At 73.5% G+C, this 20,863-nt stretch carries 21 protein-coding genes; 12 read left to right on the top strand and 9 right to left on the bottom strand.

The features are described 5' to 3' along the window. Positions 1-4: 4 nt before the first annotated feature. Positions 5-1,837 carry a D-alanyl-D-alanine carboxypeptidase/D-alanyl-D-alanine-endopeptidase gene (locus tag BM064_RS18320; protein ID WP_092861981.1) on the bottom strand — a complete coding sequence of 611 codons (1,833 nt, stop codon included), beginning with the start codon at positions 1,835-1,837 and terminating at the stop codon, positions 5-7. A gap of 101 nt (positions 1,838-1,938) precedes the next feature. Further along, positions 1,939-2,574, bottom strand: a complete 636-nt coding sequence (locus BM064_RS18315; RefSeq protein WP_092861979.1) for a nicotinate-nucleotide adenylyltransferase — start codon at positions 2,572-2,574, stop codon at positions 1,939-1,941. A 149-nt stretch (positions 2,575-2,723) separates the two neighbouring features. Between BM064_RS18315 and BM064_RS18310 the strand changes: the two genes are divergently transcribed. From BM064_RS18310 to BM064_RS18265, 10 genes are all read left to right on the top strand, one after another. Then, positions 2,724-3,632, top strand: coding sequence for a bifunctional helix-turn-helix transcriptional regulator/GNAT family N-acetyltransferase (locus tag BM064_RS18310; protein ID WP_092861977.1), 909 nt, complete (start codon positions 2,724-2,726; stop codon positions 3,630-3,632). A gap of 127 nt (positions 3,633-3,759) precedes the next feature. After that, on the top strand, positions 3,760-4,416 hold the full coding sequence (locus tag BM064_RS18305) for a DVUA0089 family protein (RefSeq protein WP_092861975.1): 657 nt from the start codon (positions 3,760-3,762) through the stop codon (positions 4,414-4,416). A gap of 166 nt (positions 4,417-4,582) precedes the next feature. Then, the gene (gene ettA, locus BM064_RS18300) at positions 4,583-6,250 is read left to right on the top strand and encodes an energy-dependent translational throttle protein EttA (RefSeq protein ID WP_092861973.1); all 1,668 of its coding nucleotides are present in this window, start codon (positions 4,583-4,585) and stop codon (positions 6,248-6,250) included. A gap of 151 nt (positions 6,251-6,401) precedes the next feature. Continuing rightward, positions 6,402-6,902, top strand: a complete 501-nt coding sequence (locus tag BM064_RS18295) for a DUF2937 family protein (protein ID WP_092861971.1) — start codon at positions 6,402-6,404, stop codon at positions 6,900-6,902. A gap of 85 nt (positions 6,903-6,987) precedes the next feature. Further along, a complete protein-coding gene (locus tag BM064_RS18290; RefSeq protein WP_092861969.1) occupies positions 6,988-7,692 on the top strand; it encodes an NlpC/P60 family protein in 705 nt (234 codons plus the stop codon). 90 nt (positions 7,693-7,782) lie between these two features. Beyond that, complete coding sequence (gene serS / locus BM064_RS18285) at positions 7,783-9,075, top strand: serine--tRNA ligase (protein WP_092861967.1); 1,293 nt, start codon at positions 7,783-7,785, stop codon at positions 9,073-9,075. Positions 9,076-9,258: 183 nt separating this feature from the next. Then, positions 9,259-9,669, top strand: a complete 411-nt coding sequence (locus BM064_RS18280; RefSeq protein WP_092861965.1) for an SET domain-containing protein — start codon at positions 9,259-9,261, stop codon at positions 9,667-9,669. 137 nt (positions 9,670-9,806) lie between these two features. Beyond that, entirely contained in the window at positions 9,807-10,616 is an 810-nt protein-coding gene (surE, locus tag BM064_RS18275; protein WP_092861963.1) for a 5'/3'-nucleotidase SurE, read from the top strand. A gap of 11 nt (positions 10,617-10,627) precedes the next feature. After that, positions 10,628-11,296 carry a protein-L-isoaspartate(D-aspartate) O-methyltransferase gene (locus BM064_RS18270; protein WP_092861961.1) on the top strand — a complete coding sequence of 223 codons (669 nt, stop codon included), beginning with the start codon at positions 10,628-10,630 and terminating at the stop codon, positions 11,294-11,296. 85 nt (positions 11,297-11,381) lie between these two features. Then, positions 11,382-12,860: a LysM peptidoglycan-binding domain-containing M23 family metallopeptidase gene (locus tag BM064_RS18265; RefSeq protein WP_092861959.1), complete on the top strand. Its 1,479-nt coding sequence runs from the start codon at positions 11,382-11,384 to the stop codon at positions 12,858-12,860. A 210-nt stretch (positions 12,861-13,070) separates the two neighbouring features. On the opposite strand, the gene BM064_RS18260 is transcribed toward BM064_RS18265, so the two are convergent. The 7 genes from BM064_RS18260 to BM064_RS18230 all read right to left on the bottom strand — a co-directional run bounded on the left by BM064_RS18260 (position 13,071) and on the right by BM064_RS18230 (position 18,810). Further along, entirely contained in the window at positions 13,071-13,904 is an 834-nt protein-coding gene (locus tag BM064_RS18260; protein ID WP_092862267.1) for an ATP-binding protein, read from the bottom strand. A gap of 53 nt (positions 13,905-13,957) precedes the next feature. Next, on the bottom strand, positions 13,958-14,776 hold the full coding sequence (gene tatC, locus BM064_RS18255) for a twin-arginine translocase subunit TatC (RefSeq protein ID WP_092861957.1): 819 nt from the start codon (positions 14,774-14,776) through the stop codon (positions 13,958-13,960). A gap of 82 nt (positions 14,777-14,858) precedes the next feature. Continuing rightward, on the bottom strand, positions 14,859-15,356 hold the full coding sequence (gene tatB, locus BM064_RS18250; protein WP_092861955.1) for a Sec-independent protein translocase protein TatB: 498 nt from the start codon (positions 15,354-15,356) through the stop codon (positions 14,859-14,861). Positions 15,357-15,388: 32 nt separating this feature from the next. After that, positions 15,389-15,625, bottom strand: a complete 237-nt coding sequence (locus BM064_RS18245; RefSeq protein ID WP_092861953.1) for a twin-arginine translocase TatA/TatE family subunit — start codon at positions 15,623-15,625, stop codon at positions 15,389-15,391. A gap of 651 nt (positions 15,626-16,276) precedes the next feature. After that, entirely contained in the window at positions 16,277-17,362 is a 1,086-nt protein-coding gene (locus BM064_RS18240) for an ABC transporter ATP-binding protein (RefSeq protein ID WP_092862265.1), read from the bottom strand. Positions 17,363-17,477: 115 nt separating this feature from the next. Continuing rightward, positions 17,478-18,011 carry a GNAT family N-acetyltransferase gene (locus tag BM064_RS18235; protein ID WP_092861951.1) on the bottom strand — a complete coding sequence of 178 codons (534 nt, stop codon included), beginning with the start codon at positions 18,009-18,011 and terminating at the stop codon, positions 17,478-17,480. A gap of 4 nt (positions 18,012-18,015) precedes the next feature. Continuing rightward, on the bottom strand, positions 18,016-18,810 hold the full coding sequence (locus BM064_RS18230) for an SDR family oxidoreductase (RefSeq protein ID WP_092861949.1): 795 nt from the start codon (positions 18,808-18,810) through the stop codon (positions 18,016-18,018). A 183-nt stretch (positions 18,811-18,993) separates the two neighbouring features. Between BM064_RS18230 and BM064_RS18225 the strand changes: the two genes are divergently transcribed. Both BM064_RS18225 and BM064_RS18220 read left to right on the top strand, forming a co-directional pair. Then, entirely contained in the window at positions 18,994-19,824 is an 831-nt protein-coding gene (locus tag BM064_RS18225) for a universal stress protein (protein ID WP_177236319.1), read from the top strand. 155 nt (positions 19,825-19,979) lie between these two features. Next, positions 19,980-20,831: a DUF1206 domain-containing protein gene (locus BM064_RS18220; RefSeq protein ID WP_245779207.1), complete on the top strand. Its 852-nt coding sequence runs from the start codon at positions 19,980-19,982 to the stop codon at positions 20,829-20,831. Positions 20,832-20,863: the final 32 nt, after the last annotated feature.

Below are 20,863 nucleotides of genomic sequence, written 5' to 3'. Positions count from 1 at the left end.
GCGTTCAGTAGCCCCCGGCCCAGGCGCGGACCATGCGACGCTCCAGCTCCCGCGCGGCGCCGAGCCAGCCGCGGGACTTGGCGCCGTCGCCGGTGTCGGCCAGCGTCTCGCGCCGCTCAAGGTCCTCGGAGAAGATCGCGAAGGCGAGCCGCCGGCCCGAGGCCGCGGTGATGTAGCCCGCGAGCCCCCGCACGAAATACATCGTGCCGGTCTTGGCCGAGGCCCTCGCGGTCGCCGGCAGCTTCGCCTCGCCCCTGGCGGGGCCGAGGTTCACCTCCTTGAGCAGCGGCTCCAGCTCGCCGGCCCGCACCCGGCCCGCCGGCTCGCGGTCCGCGGCGCGCAGGAAGGCGACCATGGCCGCCGGCGTCACCCGGCTGTCCTCGGAGAGGCCCGAGTGGTTCATCAGCGCGATCGGCCCCGGCGCCCCGTCCGGGGTCGCGACCGCCGCCTGCGCCGCGGGCGCGGGGGCCCAGGCGCCGGGGCGCGCGGCCCCGCGGCTCGCCAGCATCGTCGCCGCGATCCCCGCCGACAGCGCCGGGCGCGGGGGCGCCGTCTCCCGCCCGCCGGCCGGCGGGACGAAAGCGGCGGCCGAGCCCTTCGGGGCCGGCGGGCTCTCCGGCGGCGGGGCCGAGATCCCGGCAGCGCCCAGCGCGCGCGCATTGGCCCACGCGTCCATCCGCCGGGCGCTGAGCTCGAGGTCGGAGGGCGTGGGGCCGCGGGCGGAAGACGCGGCCATTCCAACCGCTTCCGCGGTAAGGTTCGTGGAATACTTGAGCATCCCGTAGAGAATTTCGGACAGCGGCGCGCTGCGCCGCACGGCCAGCGTCACCGCCGGCGAGGGCGCGCGCCCCTCGGCCGCGGGGGGCAGCGTCGCGCCCCGCTCGGCGGCGAGGCTGCGGAACACGTCCGCCGCATAGGCCGCGGGCCGGCGCACCGGCAGCCAGCGCTGGCCCTTGGCGTTCAGCGCCCGCTCCAGCACCGTCCAGCGCTCCAGCGGGCCGTCGTCGCGCCGCTCGAAGACGCCGTCCGCGGTGGGGCCGGCGGCGATGGCCACGCCCCGGGGCTCGGCGCGCGCACGCACGCCATGCGCCTCGAGCGAGAGGCCGAGGTCGGCGCCCGCCCGCTCCCACTTGAACAGCACCCGGTTGAAGTCGAGGTTCAGCGCCCCGACGGAGGGGTTGTAGGTCACGTCCTCGGGCTGCAGCGGGTCGATGCGCGCCGTGGGCGGCAGGGCCGAGGCGTCGACCACGAAGCGCCCGGTGGCCCCGCGGAAGCCCCGCGCGGCAGCCTGGGCCGCAAGCTCGTCGAGCGCGTCGGTGTCGAGCTCGGGGTCGCCGCCGCCCACCAGCGCGACGTCGCCGGCCACCCGTCCGTCGGGGCCGGGGGCGGCGGAGGCGGTCAGGCGCGTCTCGAAGCGGTGCTCGGCCCCCAGCGTCTCCAGCGCGTAGAGCGCGGTGAAGACCTTGGCGACGGAGGCGGGGGGGAACAGCTCGTCGGCCGCCTCGCCCTCCAGGATCTCGCCCGAGTCGAGGTCCATCAGCGCGTAGCCCACCCGGCCGCTGAGCTTGATCGCCTCGGCCACCGGGGCGGCCAGCGCCTTGCGGCGCGGCTCGTCGACCCGCTGGCCCGGAAGGGGCTTGGCGCCGGCGTCATGCGCGGCCGGTCGCGGCGGCGGAAGCTCCGCCCGGGCCGGAGCGGCCGCCTGCGCCGCCGCCGCGGCGCCGCCGGCCAGCAGCAGCGACAGCGCGGCCGCCGCGCCGAGGCGCCGCGCAATGACTTTCGCCGTCGGTCGGCCGTCCGGCCGCCCGACGTATCCCTCGCGGACTGGTGCCGCCATGTGCGTCGTCTTTCCTGTCCCGTCCCGTGCCGGTTCGCGCGATCTGCGTCGTCGTCCCCCGGTCTGCTCCGGACGGAGTCTGCCCGAGCCGCGCGTTTCGCTCAACCGTCCCGTGACGGCGGGGGCGCGTCGCGCCGCGTGGCGGGCCAGCCCCCCGCCTCGCGGATCGAGGTCGACGAGAGGTCCGACATCGCCCCGGTCAGCAGCGTCCAGGCGGGCGGCCGGGCCAGGGCGAGCCCCCGTGCCGCCCCTGCGCTGCGCCGGGCGAAGGCGAAACGCCGCGCCGCCGGCGACAGCCCCGCGCGAAGCTGCGCGCCGGGGCGCCCCAGCACCGCGATCGGCGTGGTCCTCGCGATCTCCTCCCAGCGGTCCCAGCGGTGGAACTGGGCGAGGTTGTCGGCCCCCATCAGCCACACGAAGCGCACCTGCGGATAGCGCGCCTTCAGCCGCGCCAGCGTGTCGGCGGTGTAGCGCGCGCCCAGCCGCGCCTCGACGTCGGTGACCTCGACCCTGGGGTGGCGCATCAGGGCGCGGCAGGCCGCGAGCCGCGTCTCCAGCGCCGCGGGGCCGGTCGTCTTCAGGGGGTTGCCCGGCGAGACCAGCCACCACACCCGGTCCAGCCCCAGCCGGCGCAGCGCCCAGCGGGTGATGTGCACGTGGCCCTGGTGGGGCGGATCGAACGAGCCGCCCAGCAGCCCCACCCGCAGCCCCGGCTCGGCCCTCGGAAATCCCTGCACGCGCGCTCCGTCCCTCGCATCCCGGCGTTCCCGCCTGTTTCCGGGTCCCGACCGCGCAAGTCAACGCGCGCGGGCGGCCCTCTTGCGCCGGGGCGATCCCTGACCTAGGTCAGACATCCCCTCCCGCCCGCCTGCCTCCCGAGACCGCCATGACCGCCGATCCCGACCGCGCCGTCGACGCCCTGCCCCGCATCCGCCGCTTCAACCGCGCGGTGACCACCGAGATCGGCGCGCTCGACGCCTCCTTTCTCGGCCGCGGCCGCCCGCTGGGCGAGGCGCGGATGATCCACGCCATCGGCCGCGGCGATCCGCACACGGGTCGCGAGGTGGCCGAGATCCGCGCCGAGCTGCGCCTCGATTCCGGCCTCGCCTCGCGCCTGCTGCGCGCGCTGGAGGCCGAGGGCCTGGCCGAGGTCCGCCGCCATCCCAGCGACGGCCGCCGTCGGGTGGCCCGGCTGACCCCCGCGGGCCAGGCGGAGAACGCGGCCTACGACCGCCTCTCCGACCGCCGCGCCCGCGCGATGATCGAGCGCCACGGCCGGCGCGCCACGCTCGCGCTGCTCGAGGCGATGGACCGCGTCGCCTGCGCGCTGGGCTCGGACCGGATCGAGATCGCGCGCGTGGACCCCGCCTCGGACCCCGCCCGCGACTGCCTCGAGCGCTATTACGACGAGCTCGCACGTCGCTTTCCCAAGGGGTTCGAGGTGTCGCTGTCGCGCGATCCGCAGGCGGCCGAGATGCGCCCGCCCCGCGGCGCCTTCCTGCTGGCGACGCTCGACGGGCTGCCGCTGGCCTGCGCGGGGCTGAAGGGGGGCGAGGCCTTCGCAGAGGTCAAACGGGTCTGGGTCGCGCCCGCGGCGCGGGGCCTCGGCCTCGCCTCGCGGCTGATGGAGGCGGTGGAGACGGAGGCGCGGCGCCTGGGCATCGCCTGCCTGCGCCTCGACACCAACCGGGCCCTGCCCGAGGCCGCCTCCCTCTACCGCCGCCTCGGCTGGAGCGAGATCGCCCGGTTCAACGAGGACCCCTACGCGGAGCTGTTCTTCGAGAAACGCCTCTGATCCCGCCGACGCCCGCGGCGGGCGCGCGTCGCGGCGCGACGGACGGTCACAGGGCGTTCAGGAACTGGCGCCGCGGCGACATTCATGAAAATTAACGAGGCATCTATGCTTTGGAGTCTCCAGCGCCATGCTTCGTTTCACGTTTCCGCTGACGGCGGCCCTGCTCGCCGCTTCCACCTTCGGCGCCTCCGCGCTGCCGGTCACGGAGAACTACTCCTACACCGGCACGTTCGCCCAGGATAACAGCGTCGTCCTGATCGACTTCACCGTCGACGCGCCCACCACCGTCACCCTGCGCAGCTATTCCTACGACGGCGGCGAGATGGCGGACGGAACCGTCGTCGCCGCCGGCGGCTTCGACCCGATCCTGTCGCTCTTCGACAGCGCGGGCGCGCTGATCGACTACAACGACGACTCCGCCGTCGACGACACCTGGGACGTCCTGCTCCAGGTCTCGCTGAGCGCGGGCGACTACACCGTCGCGATCAGCCAGTACAACAACCAGGTGATCGACGGCGATCTCGCCAACGGCTGGGTCTTCGACGAGCAGCCCTGGTTCACCGCCACGAACTACCCCTGCTCCGCCTCGATGTTCTGCGACTTCAACGGCGACTCGCGCACCAGCGCCTGGGCCTTCGACGTGCTGAACGTCACCGTCGCCACGGTGGTCGACGACGGCAACGGCGGGGGCTCGGCCTCTGCGGTGCCGCTGCCGGCCGCGGCCCCGCTGATGGGCGCGGCGCTGGGTCTGCTGGGCTTCGCCGCGCGCCGCCGCCGCGGCTGACCTCGCCCTCCAGGGCGCCGAACGCAAGGGGCGGTCCCGTCGGGGCCGCCCTTTTCCGTGCGCGCCGCCGCCCGTCCGCGGGCCGCATTGCCTCCGCCCCGCAGCGCCGATAGAACGCGGCCCAAACGTGACCGCATCCCGAATTGACCGGAGCAAGGACCCCGCAATGGCCTCCTACCAGTACGTCTACCACATGGACGGCGTCTCCAAGACCTATCCGGGCGGCAAGAAGTGCTTCGAAAACATCCGCCTGAACTTCCTGCCCGGCGTGAAGATCGGCGTCGTGGGCGTCAACGGCGCCGGCAAATCGACGCTGATGCGCATCATGGCCGGCGTCGACAAGGACTTCCAGGGCGAGGCCTGGGCCGCCAAGGGCGCCAAGGTCGGCTACCTGCCCCAGGAGCCGAAGCTCGACGAGACCAAGACCGTGCGTGAGAACGTGATGGAGGGCGTGGCCGAGAAGACCGCGCTGGTCGCCGAATACAACGACATCGCCATGAAGCTCGCCGAGGACTACACCGACGAGCTGATGGAGAAGATGACCGCCCTCCAGGACCAGATCGACGCCCAGAACCTGTGGGACATCGACAGCCAGGTGGACGTGGCGCTCGAGGCCCTGCGCTGCCCGCCGGACGACGCCGAGGTCGCCTCCCTCTCGGGCGGCGAGAAGCGCCGGGTGGCGCTGTGCAAGCTGCTGCTCGAAGCGCCCGACATGCTGCTGCTCGACGAGCCGACGAACCACCTCGACGCCGAGACCATCGCCTGGCTGCAGAAGCACCTGATCGAATACAAGGGCACGATCCTGATCGTGACCCACGACCGCTACTTCCTCGACGACATCACCTCGTGGATCCTCGAGCTCGAGCGCGGCCGGGGCATCCCCTACGAGGGCAACTACTCCGCCTGGCTGGAGCAGAAGGCCAAGCGCCTCGAGCAGGAAGCGCGCGAGGACAAGTCCCGCCAGCGGGAACTCGCCAAGGAGCTGGAGTGGGTCCGCTCCAACCCCAAGGCGCGCCAGGCCAAGTCCAAGGCCCGTCTCAACCGCTACAACGAGATGGCCAACCGCTCCGAGAAGGAGCTGGTCGGCAAGGCCCAGATCATCATCCCCAACGGCCCCCGCCTGGGCGGCAAGGTGATCGAGGTCGAGAACATCAAGAAGGGCTTCGGCGACAACCTGCTGATCGACGGCCTGTCCTTCTCCCTGCCGCCGGGCGGCATCGTCGGCGTGATCGGCCCCAACGGCGCCGGCAAGTCGACCCTGTTCCGCATGCTGACCGGCCAGGAGCAGCCTGACGAGGGCGCGATCACCTTCGGCGACACGGTGAAGCTGAGCTACGTCGACCAGTCCCGCGACGCGCTGGATCCGAACAAGAACGTCTGGGAGGAGATCTCCGACGGGCTCGACATCATCAAGCTGGGCGAGGCGGAGGTCCCGTCGCGCAACTACGTGGGCGCCTTCAACTTCAAGGGCTCCGACCAGCAGAAGAAGATGTCGCTGCTCTCGGGCGGCGAGCGCAACCGCGTGCACATGGCCAAGCTCCTCCGGTCGGGCGGCAACGTGCTGCTCCTCGACGAGCCGACCAACGACCTCGACGTCGAGACCCTGCGCGCCCTGGAAGACGCGCTGCTGGAGTTCGCCGGCTGCGCCGTGGTCATCTCGCACGACCGCTGGTTCCTCGACCGCATCTGCACCCACATGCTGGCCTTCGAGGGCGACAGCCACGTGGAGTGGTTCGAGGGCAACTTCGAGGACTACGAGAAGGACAAGATCCGCCGCCTCGGCCCCGACGCGGTCGAACCCAAGCGGATCAAGTACAAGAAGTTCTCGCGCTGAGGTCCCGCGCCCCCGGGCGCGGACCCCGAGCCCCGATCCCGAAGGCCCCGGCGCGACCCCGCCGGGGCCTTCCGCGTCCGCGCCCCCACTGGACGCGGGCCCGCGCCTGCGCGAGGCTGCGCGCGATTTCCCCGGCCGTCGAGGGTGCAGGATGTTCGGCAGACTGATCGCATACGGCTTCGCCGGCGGCGGGGCCGCCGCCGGCAGCCAGGCCCCCGCCTACGCCCAGCAATACGTCCAGCGCCTCGGCGGCGCGGTGGCGGAGCTGGAGCGCAGCGTGGCCGAATACGAGGCGCTCGCCGCCCGCCAGGGCCAGACGCTGCAGGCCTGGGTCGGCAGCATGCAGGGCAACGCCCCGGTCGCCGACATGAAGACGGCGATCGCGGGCCAGGTCGCGCGGCTGGCGCAGCTCAAGGCCGACCTCGCCGCGCTGTCCTCGGGCGACTGGAGCCCGCAGGCCCTGCTCCCGCACCTCGCCCGCTTCGGCGATCCCGGCATCCAGGAAGGGACCTGGGAGAGCTTCCAGCCCGGGATGCAGTTCACCGCCGCGGGGCTGATGTGGATCGGGCTCGGGGCCGCGACGGGCCTGCTGCTCGCGGCGGTGCTGCGCGCGCTCGGCGCCCGGCTGTTCGGCCGGCGCCGCCCGGCCTGATCGCGCGCCGGCTTCATCGGCGCTTCAGCCGGATTGACCCAAGGTCATGCCGCGCCGACGCGCAGCGACCGAGGGGAGATCGCCGATGACCCGCGACGAGTGGACCCGCGTGCAGGCCCGCCTGCACAAGCTGGGCTTCAACCCCGGCCCCATCGACGGCCTGCGCGGGCGGCTGACCGTCGCGGCCGTGCGCCGCTTCCAGGCCTCCCGCGGGCTGGTGGCCGACGGCATCGTCGGGCCCAACACGATGCGCGCCCTGTTCGAGGGGCAGACCGCCCCCGCCCCCGCCTCGGTCGACGCCATGCCCTGGTTCGAGGAGGCGCGGCGCCTGGTGGGCACGACCGAGACGCCCGGCGCCGCCTCCACCCAGACGATCCTCGACTGGGCGGACGGGCTGGAGCTGCACTATCCCGGCGACGACATCCCGTGGTGCGGCCTCTTCGTGGGCCACTGCATCGGCGCGACCCTGCCCGACGAGGGCCTGCCCGCCGCCGTGCTGCGCGCCCGCGCCTGGGAGCGGTTCGGCCAGCCCTGCGAGCCGCAGATGGGCGCGGTGATGGTGTTCTGGCGCACCAGCCTCGCGTCCGGCAACGGCCACGTGGGCTTCTACGCCGGCGAGGACCCGGGCGCCTTCCTGATCCTGGGCGGCAACCAGTCGGACGCGGTCAACACCGTGCGCGTGGGCCGCGACCGGTTTCTCGGCGCCCGCTGGCCGCTGACCTCCCTGCCGCCGGGCGGCGAGACGCGGCTGGTCGAGGTCGGCGGCGGCCTCTCGACCAACGAGGCCTGAGCCGCCCCCTCCGCCATCCGAGGCTTCCCCTTGGCCCGGTCCTGACGCATAACCCCCGCGCCAAGACCGACTCAGGCCCCGGAGGCTTCCATGCACGACATCCGCCAGATCCGCGAGACCCCCGCCGCTTTCGACGCGGCGCTCTCCCGTCGGGGCGTGCAGGACGCGTCGCAAGCCCTTCTGAAGCTGGACGAATCCCGCCGCGCCAAGATCGCCGCCGCAGAGGCGGCGCTGGCCGAGCGCAACGCCGCCTCCAAGCTCGTCGGCAAGGCCAAGGCCAGCGGCGACGAGGCGGAGTTCGAGCGGCTGCGCGCCCTCGTCGCCGACAAGAAGGCCGAGATCGCGAAGCTCGAGGAAGAGGCCAAGGCCGAGGACGAGGCGCTGCGCGACGCGCTGATGTCGCTGCCCAACCTGCCGCTGGACGACATCCCCGACGGCCAGGACGAGACCGACAACGTCGAATTGCGACGCTGGGGCAGCCCGCGCGAGTATCCGTTTGCGCCGAAGGAACATTTCGAGATCGCCGAGGCGATGGGCCTGATGGACTTCGCGGCCGCCGCCAAGCTCTCGGGCGCGCGGTTCGTGGTGCTCAAGGGCGCGCTGATCCGCCTGCACCGGGCGCTGGCGCAGTTCATGCTCGACACCCATGTCGAAGCGCACGGGCTGACCGAGGTCTGGACCCCGGTGCTGGTGCGCGACGAGGCGATGCTGGGCACCGGGCAGCTGCCCAAGTTCGCCGAGGACAGCTACCGCACCGAGAACGGCTGGTGGCTGATCCCCACGGCGGAGGTCACGCTGACCAACCTCGCCGCCGGAGAGATCCTCGACGCCTCGGCCCTGCCCCAGCGCTACACCGCTCACACCCAGTGCTTCCGCTCCGAGGCGGGCTCGGCGGGCAAGGACACCCGCGGGATGCTGCGCCAGCACCAGTTCGAGAAGGTGGAGATGGTCTCGGTCGTCGCCCCCGACCAGGGGCTCGCGGAGCTCGAGCGCATGACAGGATGCGCCGAGAACATCCTGAAGGCGCTGGAGATTCCCTTCCGCACCATGGTGCTGTGCACCGGCGACATGGGCTTCGGCGCCCGGCGCACGCATGACATCGAGGTCTGGCTGCCCGGCCAGGGGGCCTATCGCGAGATCTCCTCCTGCTCGCTCTGCGGCGACTTCCAGGCGCGCCGCATGAACGCCCGCTATCGTCCTGAACCGACGGCGAAACCGGAGTTCGTGCACACGCTCAACGGCTCCGGCCTCGCGGTCGGGAGGGCGCTGATCGCGGTGATCGAGACCTACCAGCGCGCGGACGGCGGCATCGACATCCCCGCGGTCCTGCGGCCCTGGATGGGGGGCCGATCGGTCATCGCCGCGGACGGCTCTCTCGCCTGAAGGAAGCCTCGGGCGGGGCGCCGCACTTATCGCTTGATCGCGCGCGGAATCGGCGTATTGACGATTCTGCGCGCCGCCCCGCGCGGGGGCCCCGACACCGTGGCAGGACCGTCCTGCAAGCGGCTGCGGGCCCTCCTGAAAAACGTCCGGTCGGGCGGCCCGGCCTCACGGAAAATCGCGGCCATGATGACGGTCCGCTGCTACCTCGCCCCCTCCTCCATCGAAGGCCTGGGGGTGTTCTGCCATGAGCCGATCCGCAAGGGCGACGTCGTCTGGCGCTTCGACGACCGGTTCGACCAGAAGCTGCCCCGCTCCCTGGTCGAGACCGCCGAGCCGGTGATGCGCGAGTTCCTCGAGCGCTACGGCTACGACCACCTCGACCACCCCGAGTTCCTGTTCCTGGACGCGGACGAGGGGCGGTTCATGAACCACGCCGACCAGCCCAACACCGATTTCAAGGGCGCCGACGTCGGCATCGCGCTGCGCGACATCCCCGCAGGCGAGGAGCTGACCTGCGACTACCGCGAGTTCACCTTCGGCGAGCTGCACATGCAGCCCTCGCGTCACCGCGTGGCGGCGCTGGCGGCGGAATAGTCCCGCCGCCGTCGAAACCCCCGCCTGCAGCCCGCGCCCGGCTGGACCTCGACCCCGGGCGCGGGTAATCCTCGCAGCATGCGTCATCGCTCCGGACCCTTCGCGGCGTCGAAGGGGGACGGAGCAGCGGGGGCTCCATGCGAATTCTGATCACGAACGACGACGGCATCACCGCGCCCGGCCTGCGCGCGGCCGAGGACATCGCCCTGGCCCTGGCGGGCCCGAAGGGCGAGGTCTGGACCATCGCGCCCGAATCCGAGCAGTCCGGCGTCGCCCACTGCATCTCCTACACCAAGCCGATGCGCATCAACCCGCTGGGCCCGCGCCGCTTCGCGGTCGACGGCTCGCCCGCGGACTGCGTGATCGTGGCGCTGAGCCACATCATGGCCGACCGCCCGCCGGACCTGATCCTCTCGGGCGTCAACCGCGGGCACAACGTGGCCGAGGACGTGGTCTATTCCGGCACCGTCGGCGGCGCGATCGAGGGGACGCTGGCGCGCGTGCCCTCCATCGCCCTGTCGCAGGGCTACGGCCCCGACAACCTCGAGCTCGACGACCTGTTCGAGGGGGCGCGCCGCGCGGGCCCCGACGCGGTGCGCCGCGTGCTTGCGATGCCGTGGGAGGCGAAGGCCGACTACGGCCTGTTCTACAACATCAATTTCCCGCCCGTGCCCGGCGACCGCATCCAGGGGATCCGGGCGGCCAACCAGGGCCGTCGCCCCGGCGGCGCCTTCAAGGTCACCGAGACCGTGGCCCCCAACGGCCGCTCCTACTTCTGGCTCGCCCACGCCAAGGGCAACGAGCTGGCGGCGGAGGGCACCGACGCCCGCGGCACCGCCGAGGGCTGGATCACCGTCACCCCGCTGCGCTGCGACCTGACCGCCCACGACCGGCTCGCCGACGTCGAGGCGGCGCTGTCGGGCGCGGCCGCGCGGCGCACGGCCTGAGAGGAGCGCTCATGACCGCGGGGGAACGGGACGGCACGGCGGAAGAGGTCATGCAGCTGATCTTCGCGCTGCGCTCGAACGGCGTGACCGACAAGCGGGTGCTGGACGCGATCGAGAAGACGCCGCGCGCGGCCTTCCTCGACCGATCGTTCAAGGACCGCGCGTGGGAGGACATCCCGCTCCCCATCGCCTGCGGGCAGACCATCTCCCAGCCCTCGGTCGTCGGCCAGATGACCCAGGCGCTGGGGGCGACGCCGCGGTGCAAGGTGCTCGAGGTCGGGACCGGCTCGGGCTACCAGGCCGCGATCCTCGCCCGGCTCGCGCGGCGGGTCTACTCGGTCGAGCGGCACCGCCCGCTCGCCCGCCAGGCGCGCGAGGTGATCGAGCGGAAGCTGCACCTCTCCAACGTGTCGATCATGACCGCGGACGGCGCGCTGGGCCTGCCCGAGCAGGCGCCCTTCGACCGGATCATGGTCACGGCGGCGGCCGAGGACGTGCCCGCCATCCTGCTCGAGCAGCTGCGCGAGGGCGGGGTGATGGTCCTGCCCGTGGGCCAGACCGACGACGTGCAGCAGCTGCTGCGGGTCGAGAAGACCGCCGACGGTCTTCAATATTCCGAGCTTTCGCCCGTCCGCTTCGTGCCGCTGCTTGAGGGCGTGGCCGCGGACGTGGTTGACTGACCCCAGACCCCTGAGCGGCAGGGCCGGATCCGCCGGCCCCGTCCCCCGGCCCTTGCGCCGCCCCGATCCGACGCGCAGAGACGCCATGACCAGACCGACTTCCCCTGCCGATCCCGCCGCGGGCCGCTCGCGCGCCCGCGCGGCCCTGCTGTTCGCCGCCTCCGCGCTGGCGCTGGCCGCCTGCTCCGACGGAAGCGGCGGCTCGTCGGCCTCCGCGCCCTCGGCCCCGGCGAGCGCCGCCCCCGCCGCCGCGCCCTCGTCCCCTGCGGCCACGCGCAACCCCACGCCGGATTCGCGGGGCGTGCTGGTCTACCAGGACTATTCGGCCGTGGTCGCCCGGCGGGGCGACACGGTGCAGGCGATGGCGCTGCGGGTCGGGATCTCAGCCAACGAGCTTGCGGCCTACAACGGCCTGCCGACCTCCTACGTGCCCACCCCGGGCGACGAGCTGGTGCTGCCGCCGCGCGCGGGGGGCTATTCCTCGTCCTCCGCCGCCCCGGCGGCGGCGAGCGCGCCGCAGGCCCTGTCCCAGGCGCCGCAGGCGATCTCCGCCCCCGCGCCGGCGGCGACGGTCGTGGCGGCCTCGGCCTCGCCGGTCGAGACGAGCGCGGCCCCCGGCGGCTGGTCCGCCTCGATGGTCGAGGGGGCGCTGCAGCGCACCGACGGCGGCCCGGTCACGGCGGGGACGCCGCGGCTGGGGACGGCCGCCGCCTCCGGGCCCGGCGGGTCGGACGTGGGCTATCACGACGTCGAGGACGGCGAGACGATCTACTCGATCGCCCGCCAGTACGGGGTCACGCCCGAGGCGCTGATCTCGTGGAACGCGCTGTCGGGGCCGAACTACGCGGTGACCGAGGGCCAGGTGCTGGTGATCCCGGCGGCCGGCTCGACCGGGGGCTCGACGCAGGTGCCGCTCTACCCGCCGGGGGGCGAGGGGACGGCGACGCCGCCGCCCTCCTCCGGCGCGCCGCTGCCGCCGGACACGATGCAGGCCCAGCCGCTGGCCTCCCCGAACATGAGCCAGTACCAGTCGCCGCCGCCCGCGACGCCGACCGCCCCCGCGCCCGCCGCGGCGCCGGTCTCGTCGACCCCGGCGCCGGCCCCGGCCGCCGCGCCGGTGCAGACCGCCTCGGTCGAGGCGTCCCCGGCGCCGGCCGCCGCCGCCCCGGCCCCCGCCCCCACCCCCGCCGTCGCTCCCGACAAGCTGTCGCGCCCGGTCCCGGGGCGGATCGTGTCGTCCTTCAACCGCTCCGGCTCCGGCCAGCGCAACGACGGCGTCGACTTCGCCGCGACGGCGGGAGAGCCGGTGTCGGCCGCGGCCGCAGGCACGGTGGCGCTGGTCTCGCGCTCGCTGGGCGAGTGGGGGAACATCGTGCTGGTGCGCCACACCGACGAGATGATGACCGTCTACAGCCGCCTGGGCGACATCGACGTGACCAAGGGGGAGACGGTCTCGGCCGGCCAGCGCATCGGCTCGGTCGGCGCGCCGGCCTCCGGCTCGGCCACCCTGCACTTCGAGGTGCGCAAGGGCGCCTTCTCCGAGGACCCGGAGAAGTATTTCTGATCTCTCAGCCCCTTGTGGCGAACAGCTGGGATCGTACGGCAAGGCCGCCCTTCGGGCGGCCTTCGCGCTTTCAGAGCGGACGGCGGCTGCGGATCCGTCGCAGGATCCGCAGCCATGCCGTTGATATCTCGAAAGTCGCCTGCCCCCGGGCGCAAGCCCGCGCGGGCGCGGCGGGGTGGGCGGGCGGGCGCCGTGCCCGCGCGGGCGGCCTCAGCCGATGCGCACGCCCCGACGGCCGGCGAGATCGGTGACGAACTGCCAGGCCACGCGGCCGGAGACCGAGCCGCGGGTCTGGCGCCACTCGATCGCCTCGGCGCGCAGGTCCTCGTCGTCGATCTCGATCCCGTAGGCGTCGCAGTAGCCGCGGATCATCGCCAGGTACTGGTCCTGCGCGCAGGCGTGGAAACCCAGCCACAGGCCGAAACGGTCCGAGAGGCTCACCTTCTCCTCCGTCGCCTCCGAGGGGCTGATCGCGGTCGAGCGCTCGTTCTCGATCATGTCCCGCGGCATCAGGTGGCGTCGGTTGGAGGTGGCGTAGAAGATCACGTTCCCCGGCCGGCCCTCGACCCCGCCGTCAAGAACCGCCTTCAAGCTCTTGTAATGCGCGTCGTCCTTGTCGAAGGAGAGGTCGTCGCAGAACAGCAGGAACCGCCGCTCCGCCGCCGCCCGCAGGTGGGTCAGCAGGCGGCCGATGCTGGGCAGGTCCTCGCGCTGGATCTCGACCAGCACCAGCGGGTCGGCGCGGTCCCGGTTCACCCGGGCGTGCGCGGCCTTGACCAGCGAGCTCTTGCCCATCCCCCGCGCGCCCCACAGCAGGGCGTTGTTCGCCGGCAGCCCGTCGGCGAAGCGCCGGGTGTTGTCGAGCAGCACGTCGCGGGAGCGGTCGATGCCCACCAGCAGGTCCAGCTCGACCCGGCTGACCACCGGCACCGGGTCCAGCCGGTCGGGCGAGGCATGCCACACGAAAGCGTCGGCGGCCGCGAAGTCGGGCGCGCTCAGCGGAGCCGGGCTCATCCGCTCCAGCGCGGCGACGAGGCGGGTCATCAGATCCTCGCCCTCGGCCTCGGGGCGGGGCGACAGGGGGCGGGCGAAACCGGTCACAGGCCCAGCTCCTCGTCCTCTTCCTCCTCCTGGCGGGCGCGCTTGCGCTCGGCGGCGCGGACCAGGTGGATGGAGATCTCGTAGAGGAAATACACCGGGATGCCGAGGCCGAGCTGGCTCAGCGGATCCGGCGGGGTCAGGATCGCGGCGGCGGCGGCGATGGCGACGATGGCGTATTTGCGCGTCCGCGCCAGCCCGTCGGCCGAGACCAGGCCCGCGCGCCCCAGCAGGGTCAGCAGCACCGGCAGCTGGAAGCAGATGCCGAAGGCCAGGATGAAGGTCATCATGATGTCGAGGTATTCCCGGACCCGGCCCAGGAAGTCGGTCGACGTGGCCAGCCCGTCCTCGCCCCCGGTGGTGCCGTAGTCGAGGAAGAAGCCGAAAGCCATTGGCGCGACGAAGAAATAGACCAGGCAGGCGCCGGTGAAGAACAGGATCGGCGTGGCCACCAGGAAGGGCCAGAACGCCCCCCGCTCGTTGCGGTAGAGACCGGGCGCCACGAACTTCCACACCTGCGTCGCGATGATCGGGAAGGCGAGGAAGAAGCCGCCGAACACCGCCAGCCGCAGGTCGGTGAAGAACTTCTCCTGCAGGGCGGTGTAGATCAGCCGCGGCTCCAGCCCCCGGTCCAGCAGCGCGTGGCGCAGGGGACCGGCGAGGATGTCGAAGATCTGCCGCGCGAAGATGAAGCAGAAGATCGTTGTGCCGGCGAAGCCCCACAGCGACCAGATCAGGCGGCTGCGCAGCTCGGTCAGGTGCTCGATCAGGGGCGCGCGCGAGGCCTCGATATCGTCCTCGTCGGTATGGCTCGTCATCGGGGTCTCACACAGCGGTCACGGGCCGGGGAGCCCCCCGGTGCCCGGCGTCTCGCCGCCGCCCGCGGACGGGCGGCGGGCGTCACGCGGATTTCGAGGCCGGCGGCGGGGCCGGGGCGGCGGACGGCTCGGGCGCGGCCTCCGGAGCGGGGGTCGAGGGCGAGGGACCGGGCGTCGCCTGGCCCGCGGCTTCCGCCTCGGCCTTGCGCATCGCCTCCTGCTCCGCGGCCCAGGCCGCGTTCTCGGCCGCGTCGGCGGCGTCGAGCGAACCGGGGTCGGACTTCGCCTCGGACGTCGTCTTGTCGTCGCCCTTCAGGAAGTCCTTGGCATAGGCCTTCGGCGCGCCGGGACCGACCTTGCGGTTCCAGTCCGCCATCGACTTCTGCACGTCCTTGAGCTCGCCCAGGTCCGCGGCGTCGGCCGCATCCTCCATGGTGCGCTGGAAGTCGCGCGCCATGCGCCGCGCCTTGGACACGTACTGTCCGCAGGTGCGCAGCATTCCCGGAAGCTCCTTCGGGCCCACCACGATCAGCGCCAGCGCGCCGATCACCAGCAGTTCCGACCAGCCGATGTCGAACATTCAGGCGACCTCCGCCATCGCCGACCGAGGGATCAAGCGTCCTTCTTCTCGGCCGACGGCGTCACGTCCACGGCGTCGTCGCCGGGCTCGCCCACGCGCTTCGCGGTCGGGGTCGCGGTCGAGGACGTCGAGTCGTCGTCCTGCATGCCCTTCTTGAAGCTCTTGATGCCTTTCGCGACATCGCCCATCACGCCGGAGATCTTGCCGCGCCCGAACAACAGCACGACGAGGACGGCGACGATCAGGATCTGCCAAATGCTCGGGGCCATGGCCCTGCCTCCCATGTCTGGCTTCCGCGCGCCTCGGCGCGGACGGTCATCGCTTCATGTATTGGATCGCGAGCCCCGGTTGAAGCCCCCATCGCGCCGGCGCGATGCCGCGAGGGCGGCGTCAATGGTCGCGGGGCCCGGGATTTCGACCGGCGGCAGGCTGTTCCACGCGGCGGACTGCGTTCATCCGTCGCCCATTCCGCGGCGTCGACCCTCCACGGCGCGCCCGGCCGCGGCCGCACGGCGCCCCGCAGCCGGGCCGTCCCGGAGCCGTTCCCAGGCCGGAGCCCGATGACGTGCCCCTCTTGCCGGCCGTGCTGCGCCCCGTCGCCGCGACGCTCCCCCCCGTCGCCTGCACGCACGCGCATCCGGGCCGCCTGAAGGAGGGTGCGCCGCCAGTGGGCGGCCGAGCGGGTCTGCCGGGAGCGGGTGAAGGCGCGCACCGGCGAGCGGCCGGTGAGGATCCCGAGCTCGGATCCCTCGGCGAACGTCTCGCTGGCGCGGCTGCGCGACCATCGCGACGCCGGCGCCTCGCGCTGCACGCTCGGCGAGCGGACCGGCAAGTGCGTCGATCTGGTCGTCGGCGCCGACCGAGCTGCGCAAGAGGCGGAACTCGCAGGCGCTATCCGTCGGATAGTGTCCCGGACCGGGTCAGTCGGCGGGGAACACGAAGCAGCGGTCGCGGCGCAGGGACAGCCACAGCCCCGCGCCGCGCTCGGGCAGCCAGGCGCCGGGCACGGTCGCGCGCAGGACCGATCCGTCGTGGTCCATGCGCACCTCGATCAGGCTGTCGGAGCCCATGAACCGCGCCCGCTCCACCGCGCCGCGCGCGGGCGCGCCGTTGGCGGCCGAGGGGCGGGGCCCGCCCTGCCCCACGTCGGGGTCGATCTTCAGGTGCTGGGGGCGGATCACGATGTCCACCTCCTGCCCGTCCTCGAGCCCCGGGGTCAGGAACAGGCCGAACGGCGTCTCCAGCTGGCGCGAGCGCGCCCGCGCCCGGATCACGTTGAGGTCCGAGAAGAACGCCGCCGCCTGCCGGTCGGCGGGGTAGTTGTAGATGTGGTAGGGCGCGCCGACCTGCACGATCCGCCCCGAGCGCATCAGCGCGATGCGGTCGGCCATGCGCATCGCCTCCTCCGGCTCGTGGGTGACCAGCAGCACGCCCGCCCCCTCGGCCTTGAGCACCGACAGCGCCTCGTCGCGCACCTCGTCGCGCAGGCGCTTGTCGAGGCCCGAGAACGGCTCGTCCATCAGCATCACCCGCGGCCGCGGAGCCAGCGCGCGGGCCAGCGCCACGCGCTGCTGTTCGCCGCCCGAGAGCTGGTGGGGGTATTTCGGCCCGTAGCCGTCCAGCCCCACCTGGCGCAGCAGCTCGTCCACCCGGCCGGCATGGGCCGCCCGGTCGGCGCGCTTCAGCCCGAAAGCGATGTTCTCCGCGACCCGCAGATGGGGGAACAGCGCGAAATCCTGGAACACGAGGCCCACGTTGCGCGCCTCGGGCGGGCGGTGTCGGCGGGGGTCGGAGACGGTCTCGCCGTCGATCGCGACCGCGCCCGCGTCCTGCCGCTCGACCCCCGCGGCGATGCGCAGGGTGGTGGACTTGCCGCAGCCCGAGGGGCCCAGCAGGCACACGATCTCGCCCGGCGCCACCTCGATCGAGACGTCGTCCACCACCGCCCTGCCCTCGTAGACCTGGCGCAGACCGTCGAGGGCCAGGCGGGGGACGACGTCGGACAGGGGGAGGCTCCTTGGCGGGATCTCGGAGGGCGCGGCTTCCCGAGCGTTTTTCTCGGGATCGGCGGATAGCAACCGCGCCGGTCCGAGGCAAGCGTCGCGCTTGGGAAGCGGGAGGTCAGAGGCGGCGGATCATCGCCACCCGGTCGATCGTGGGCAGGCCGCGGGCGGCCATCCCCTCGGTCTCGCGCCGGCAGGGGGCGGTCCAGGCCTCGCGCGGCAGCTCCTCGAAGCCCAGCCGGCGGTAGAGGGGCGCGTTCCAGGCCACGTTGCGGAAGGTGGTGAGGGTGAGCGCCGACAGCCCCCGCTCCGCGACCTGCGCCATCGCCCGCCCGACCAGCGCGCGGGCGAGGCCGCGGCGCTGGAACCGCGGGGCCACGTCGAGCTCGACCAGGTGCAGGGTGGCGCTGGCGGGATCGGGCTCGAGGATCGCGAAGCCGGCGACCACCCCGTGCAGCTCGGCGACCTCGAGGCGGCGCAGCGTCGCCGCCTCGGCATGTTCGGCGGGCGGGGGCGGGGCGCGCTCGGCCACCCAGGCCTGCGGGCCGTCGCGGAACTGCAGGGCGCACTCCGCCTCGATCCGGGCGCAGGCGACCGCGTCCTCGACCCGCCCCGGCCGCAGCCGGGGCGGGATGTCTCCCAGCCCGCTCATGGGCTTACATCGTGGTGTTGCCGATGCCGCCGTCGAGCAGCACGTTCTGCCCGATCATGAACCCCACGTGCTGCGAGCACAGGAACGCGCAGGTGGCGCCGAATTCCTCGGGCGTGCCGATGCGCTTGGTGGGGATCGCGTTGGCGCGCTCGGCCATCGCCTGGTCCATGGTGATGCCGCGCTTCTCGACCTCGGCGGCGTTCAGCGACTTGATGCGGTCGGTGTCGTGGGCGCCCGGCAGCAGGTTGTTCATCACCACCCCGTGCTGGGCGACCTGGCGAGAAGTGCCCGCGACGTAGCCGGTCAGGCCCGCGCGCGCGGCGTTCGACAGCCCCAGCACCGGGATCGGCGACTTCACCGACTGCGAGGTGATGTTGACCACCCGGCCCCACTTCTTCTCGATCATGCCGGGCAGCACCGCCTTGATCAGGGCGATGGGGGTCAGCATGTTCGAGTTCAGGGCCTTCAGCCAGTCCTCCTTCTCCCAGTCCGACCACATCCCCGGGGGCGGGCCGCCGGCGTTGTTGACCAGGATGTCCACGACGCCGCCGCCCATCTCGCGCGCCGCCGCCAGCACCGCCGCCTGACCCTCGTCCGAGGTGATGTCGCCGGCCACCGTCGCCACCTGCACCTGGTGGGCGGAGCGGATCTCGGTCGCCGTCGCCTCCAGCGCCTCGGCGCCGCGGGCGTTCAGGACCAGGTTCACCCCGGCCTCGGCCAGCGCCTGGGCGCAGCCTTTGCCCAGGCCTTTCGAGCTGGCGCAGACGATGGCGGTCTTGCCGCGGATGCCGAGGTCCATCGGAGGTCTCCCGTTGTTGTGTAGCGGCCGCGGGGGGCGGCGGGACGGGCGAACACTAGGCGGGCCGCGGCGCCGGGACAAGGCGGGCGGAGGGGCGGCCGCCCCGCCCCTCTTCCCCGCGCTCTTTCCTGCTCCGCGCCGATGCATACATATTCGAAACGCGAGCTGCAGAGGGAGAACGCCATGCCCAACATCCTCGTCGCAACCGATCTTTCGCTGCGCTCGGAGCGCGCGGTGCGCCGCGCCTTCGCGCTCGCCCGGGCCCGCGGCGCGGCGCTGCACCTGCTGAGCGTGGTGGACGACGACCAGCCCGAGAGGATCGTCGAGCGTCGACGCGCCGAGACGCGCGAGGAGCTGGAGCGCTTCTGCGCCGCCCTGCCCGACGCCGCCGCCTGCGACTGGACCCTGCATGTCGAGCTCGGCGACGCGGTCCCCGTGATCCTGGCCACGGCCGACAGGCTCGACGCCGAGCTGATCGTCACCGGCATCCCCCGCCGCCGCCCGCTGGTGGACCTGTTCGGCGGCCCGACGGTCGAGCGGCTGGCGAGCCAGAGCCTGCGTCCGGTGCTGCTGGTCTCGGTCGCGGCCGAGACGCCCTACGCCTCGACGCTGGCGGGGCTGGATCTTTCGCCCGCCGCCGCCGCCGCGGTGCGCGCGGCCAGGCGCCTGGCGCCGAAGGCGAGGCTGGTGGGCTTCCACGCGGTCCACGTCCCCTACGCCGGCCTCAGCGCGGGGGGCGAGCGCAACGTGCTGGGCGCGCCGTTCCTCCACCTCGCACAGGCGGACATGGACGGCTGGATCGCGGCCAACGGCCTGCGCGGCACGCTCGACGAGGCGCGGCTCGAGGAGGGCGGGCTGACGGTCGCCTTCGCGCGCATGGTCGCCGAGACCCGGCCCCAGCTCGTCGCCATCGGGGCCCACGGGCGCGGCGGGCTGAACCCCACGCTGCTGGGCCGCTTCGCCGCCGAGCTGCTGCGCGACCCGCCCTGCGACCTGCTGCTGGTGCGCCGCTGATCCCCGAAGCCCGGGGGGGCGTCCGATCCCCCGGGCGGCGCGACCGGGGCGGCGCGCCCCGGAATCGCCTCCCTCCCGCCGCCGGCCCAGCATGACTTCGCCGCGCCGCGCGGCGAGCACGGACCTCCCGCAGCGGCACGGCAGGAGGCTCGGCCATGGACAAGACCCCCGGATGGGTGGTCCCCGCGATGCGCATCGGCTTCTTCGGCCGCGGCCTGACCTACGCGGTGACCGGTGCGCTGGCGGTCTCCGCCGCCGTCTACGGCGGCCAGGCCGAAGGCACGACCGAGGCGCTCGAGAGCCTGCGCGGCTCGCCCTGGGGTCTGGCGGCGCTGGCCGCCGTGGCGCTGGGGCTCGCCTGCTACGCGGTCTGGCGGCTGATGGCGGCGGCCTTCGACCTCGACGCCCATGGCGGCGGCGCCAAGGGCGCGCTGGCACGGCTGGGCCAGGTCGCCTCCGGTCTGATCCACCTCGGCATCGGGGTCTATGCGGCGACGCTGCTCCTCGGCCTGCGCATCGGCGGGGGCGGCGGAGAGGGCGGCGGGGGCGCGCGCTCGGCCACCGCCTGGCTGATGGGGCAGCCCTACGGGGTCTGGGCGGTGGCGGCCGCGGGGCTCGTGGTGATCGGGGCGGGGGGCTACTACGTCCACAAGGGCGTCTCGGCCGGGTTTCGCGACAAGCTCCACGCGACGCCGCTGACCCGGCGGCTCGACGGGGTGCTGCGCTACGGCGTGGCGGCCCAGGGGGCTGCGGTGGGGGTCATCGGCGCCCTGCTGGTCTGGGCCGCCTGGACCTACGATCCCGACAAGGCCGGCGGCCTCGGCCAGGCGCTCGCGGCGCTGCGCGGCGCGGCCTTCGGGCAGGCGCTGCTGGGGGCGATGGCGCTCGGCCTGGTGGCCTTCGCGCTGTTCTGCTGGGTGATGGCGGCCTACGGCATCGTGCCCCGCTGCCGCTCGGACGAGACCCCCACCCTCGCCCGCCGGCTGGAGGCCCGGGCCGGCGCATGACGCCGTTGCGCGCAGGACCGCCCGCCCCTATA

The sequence above is a fragment of the Albimonas pacifica genome (assembly GCF_900113695.1).
GTDB classification, from domain to species: Bacteria; Pseudomonadota; Alphaproteobacteria; order Rhodobacterales; family Rhodobacteraceae; genus Albimonas; species Albimonas pacifica.
Note: the sequence above shows the minus strand (reverse complement) of the source record. Positions and strands in the feature narration are given on the sequence as shown.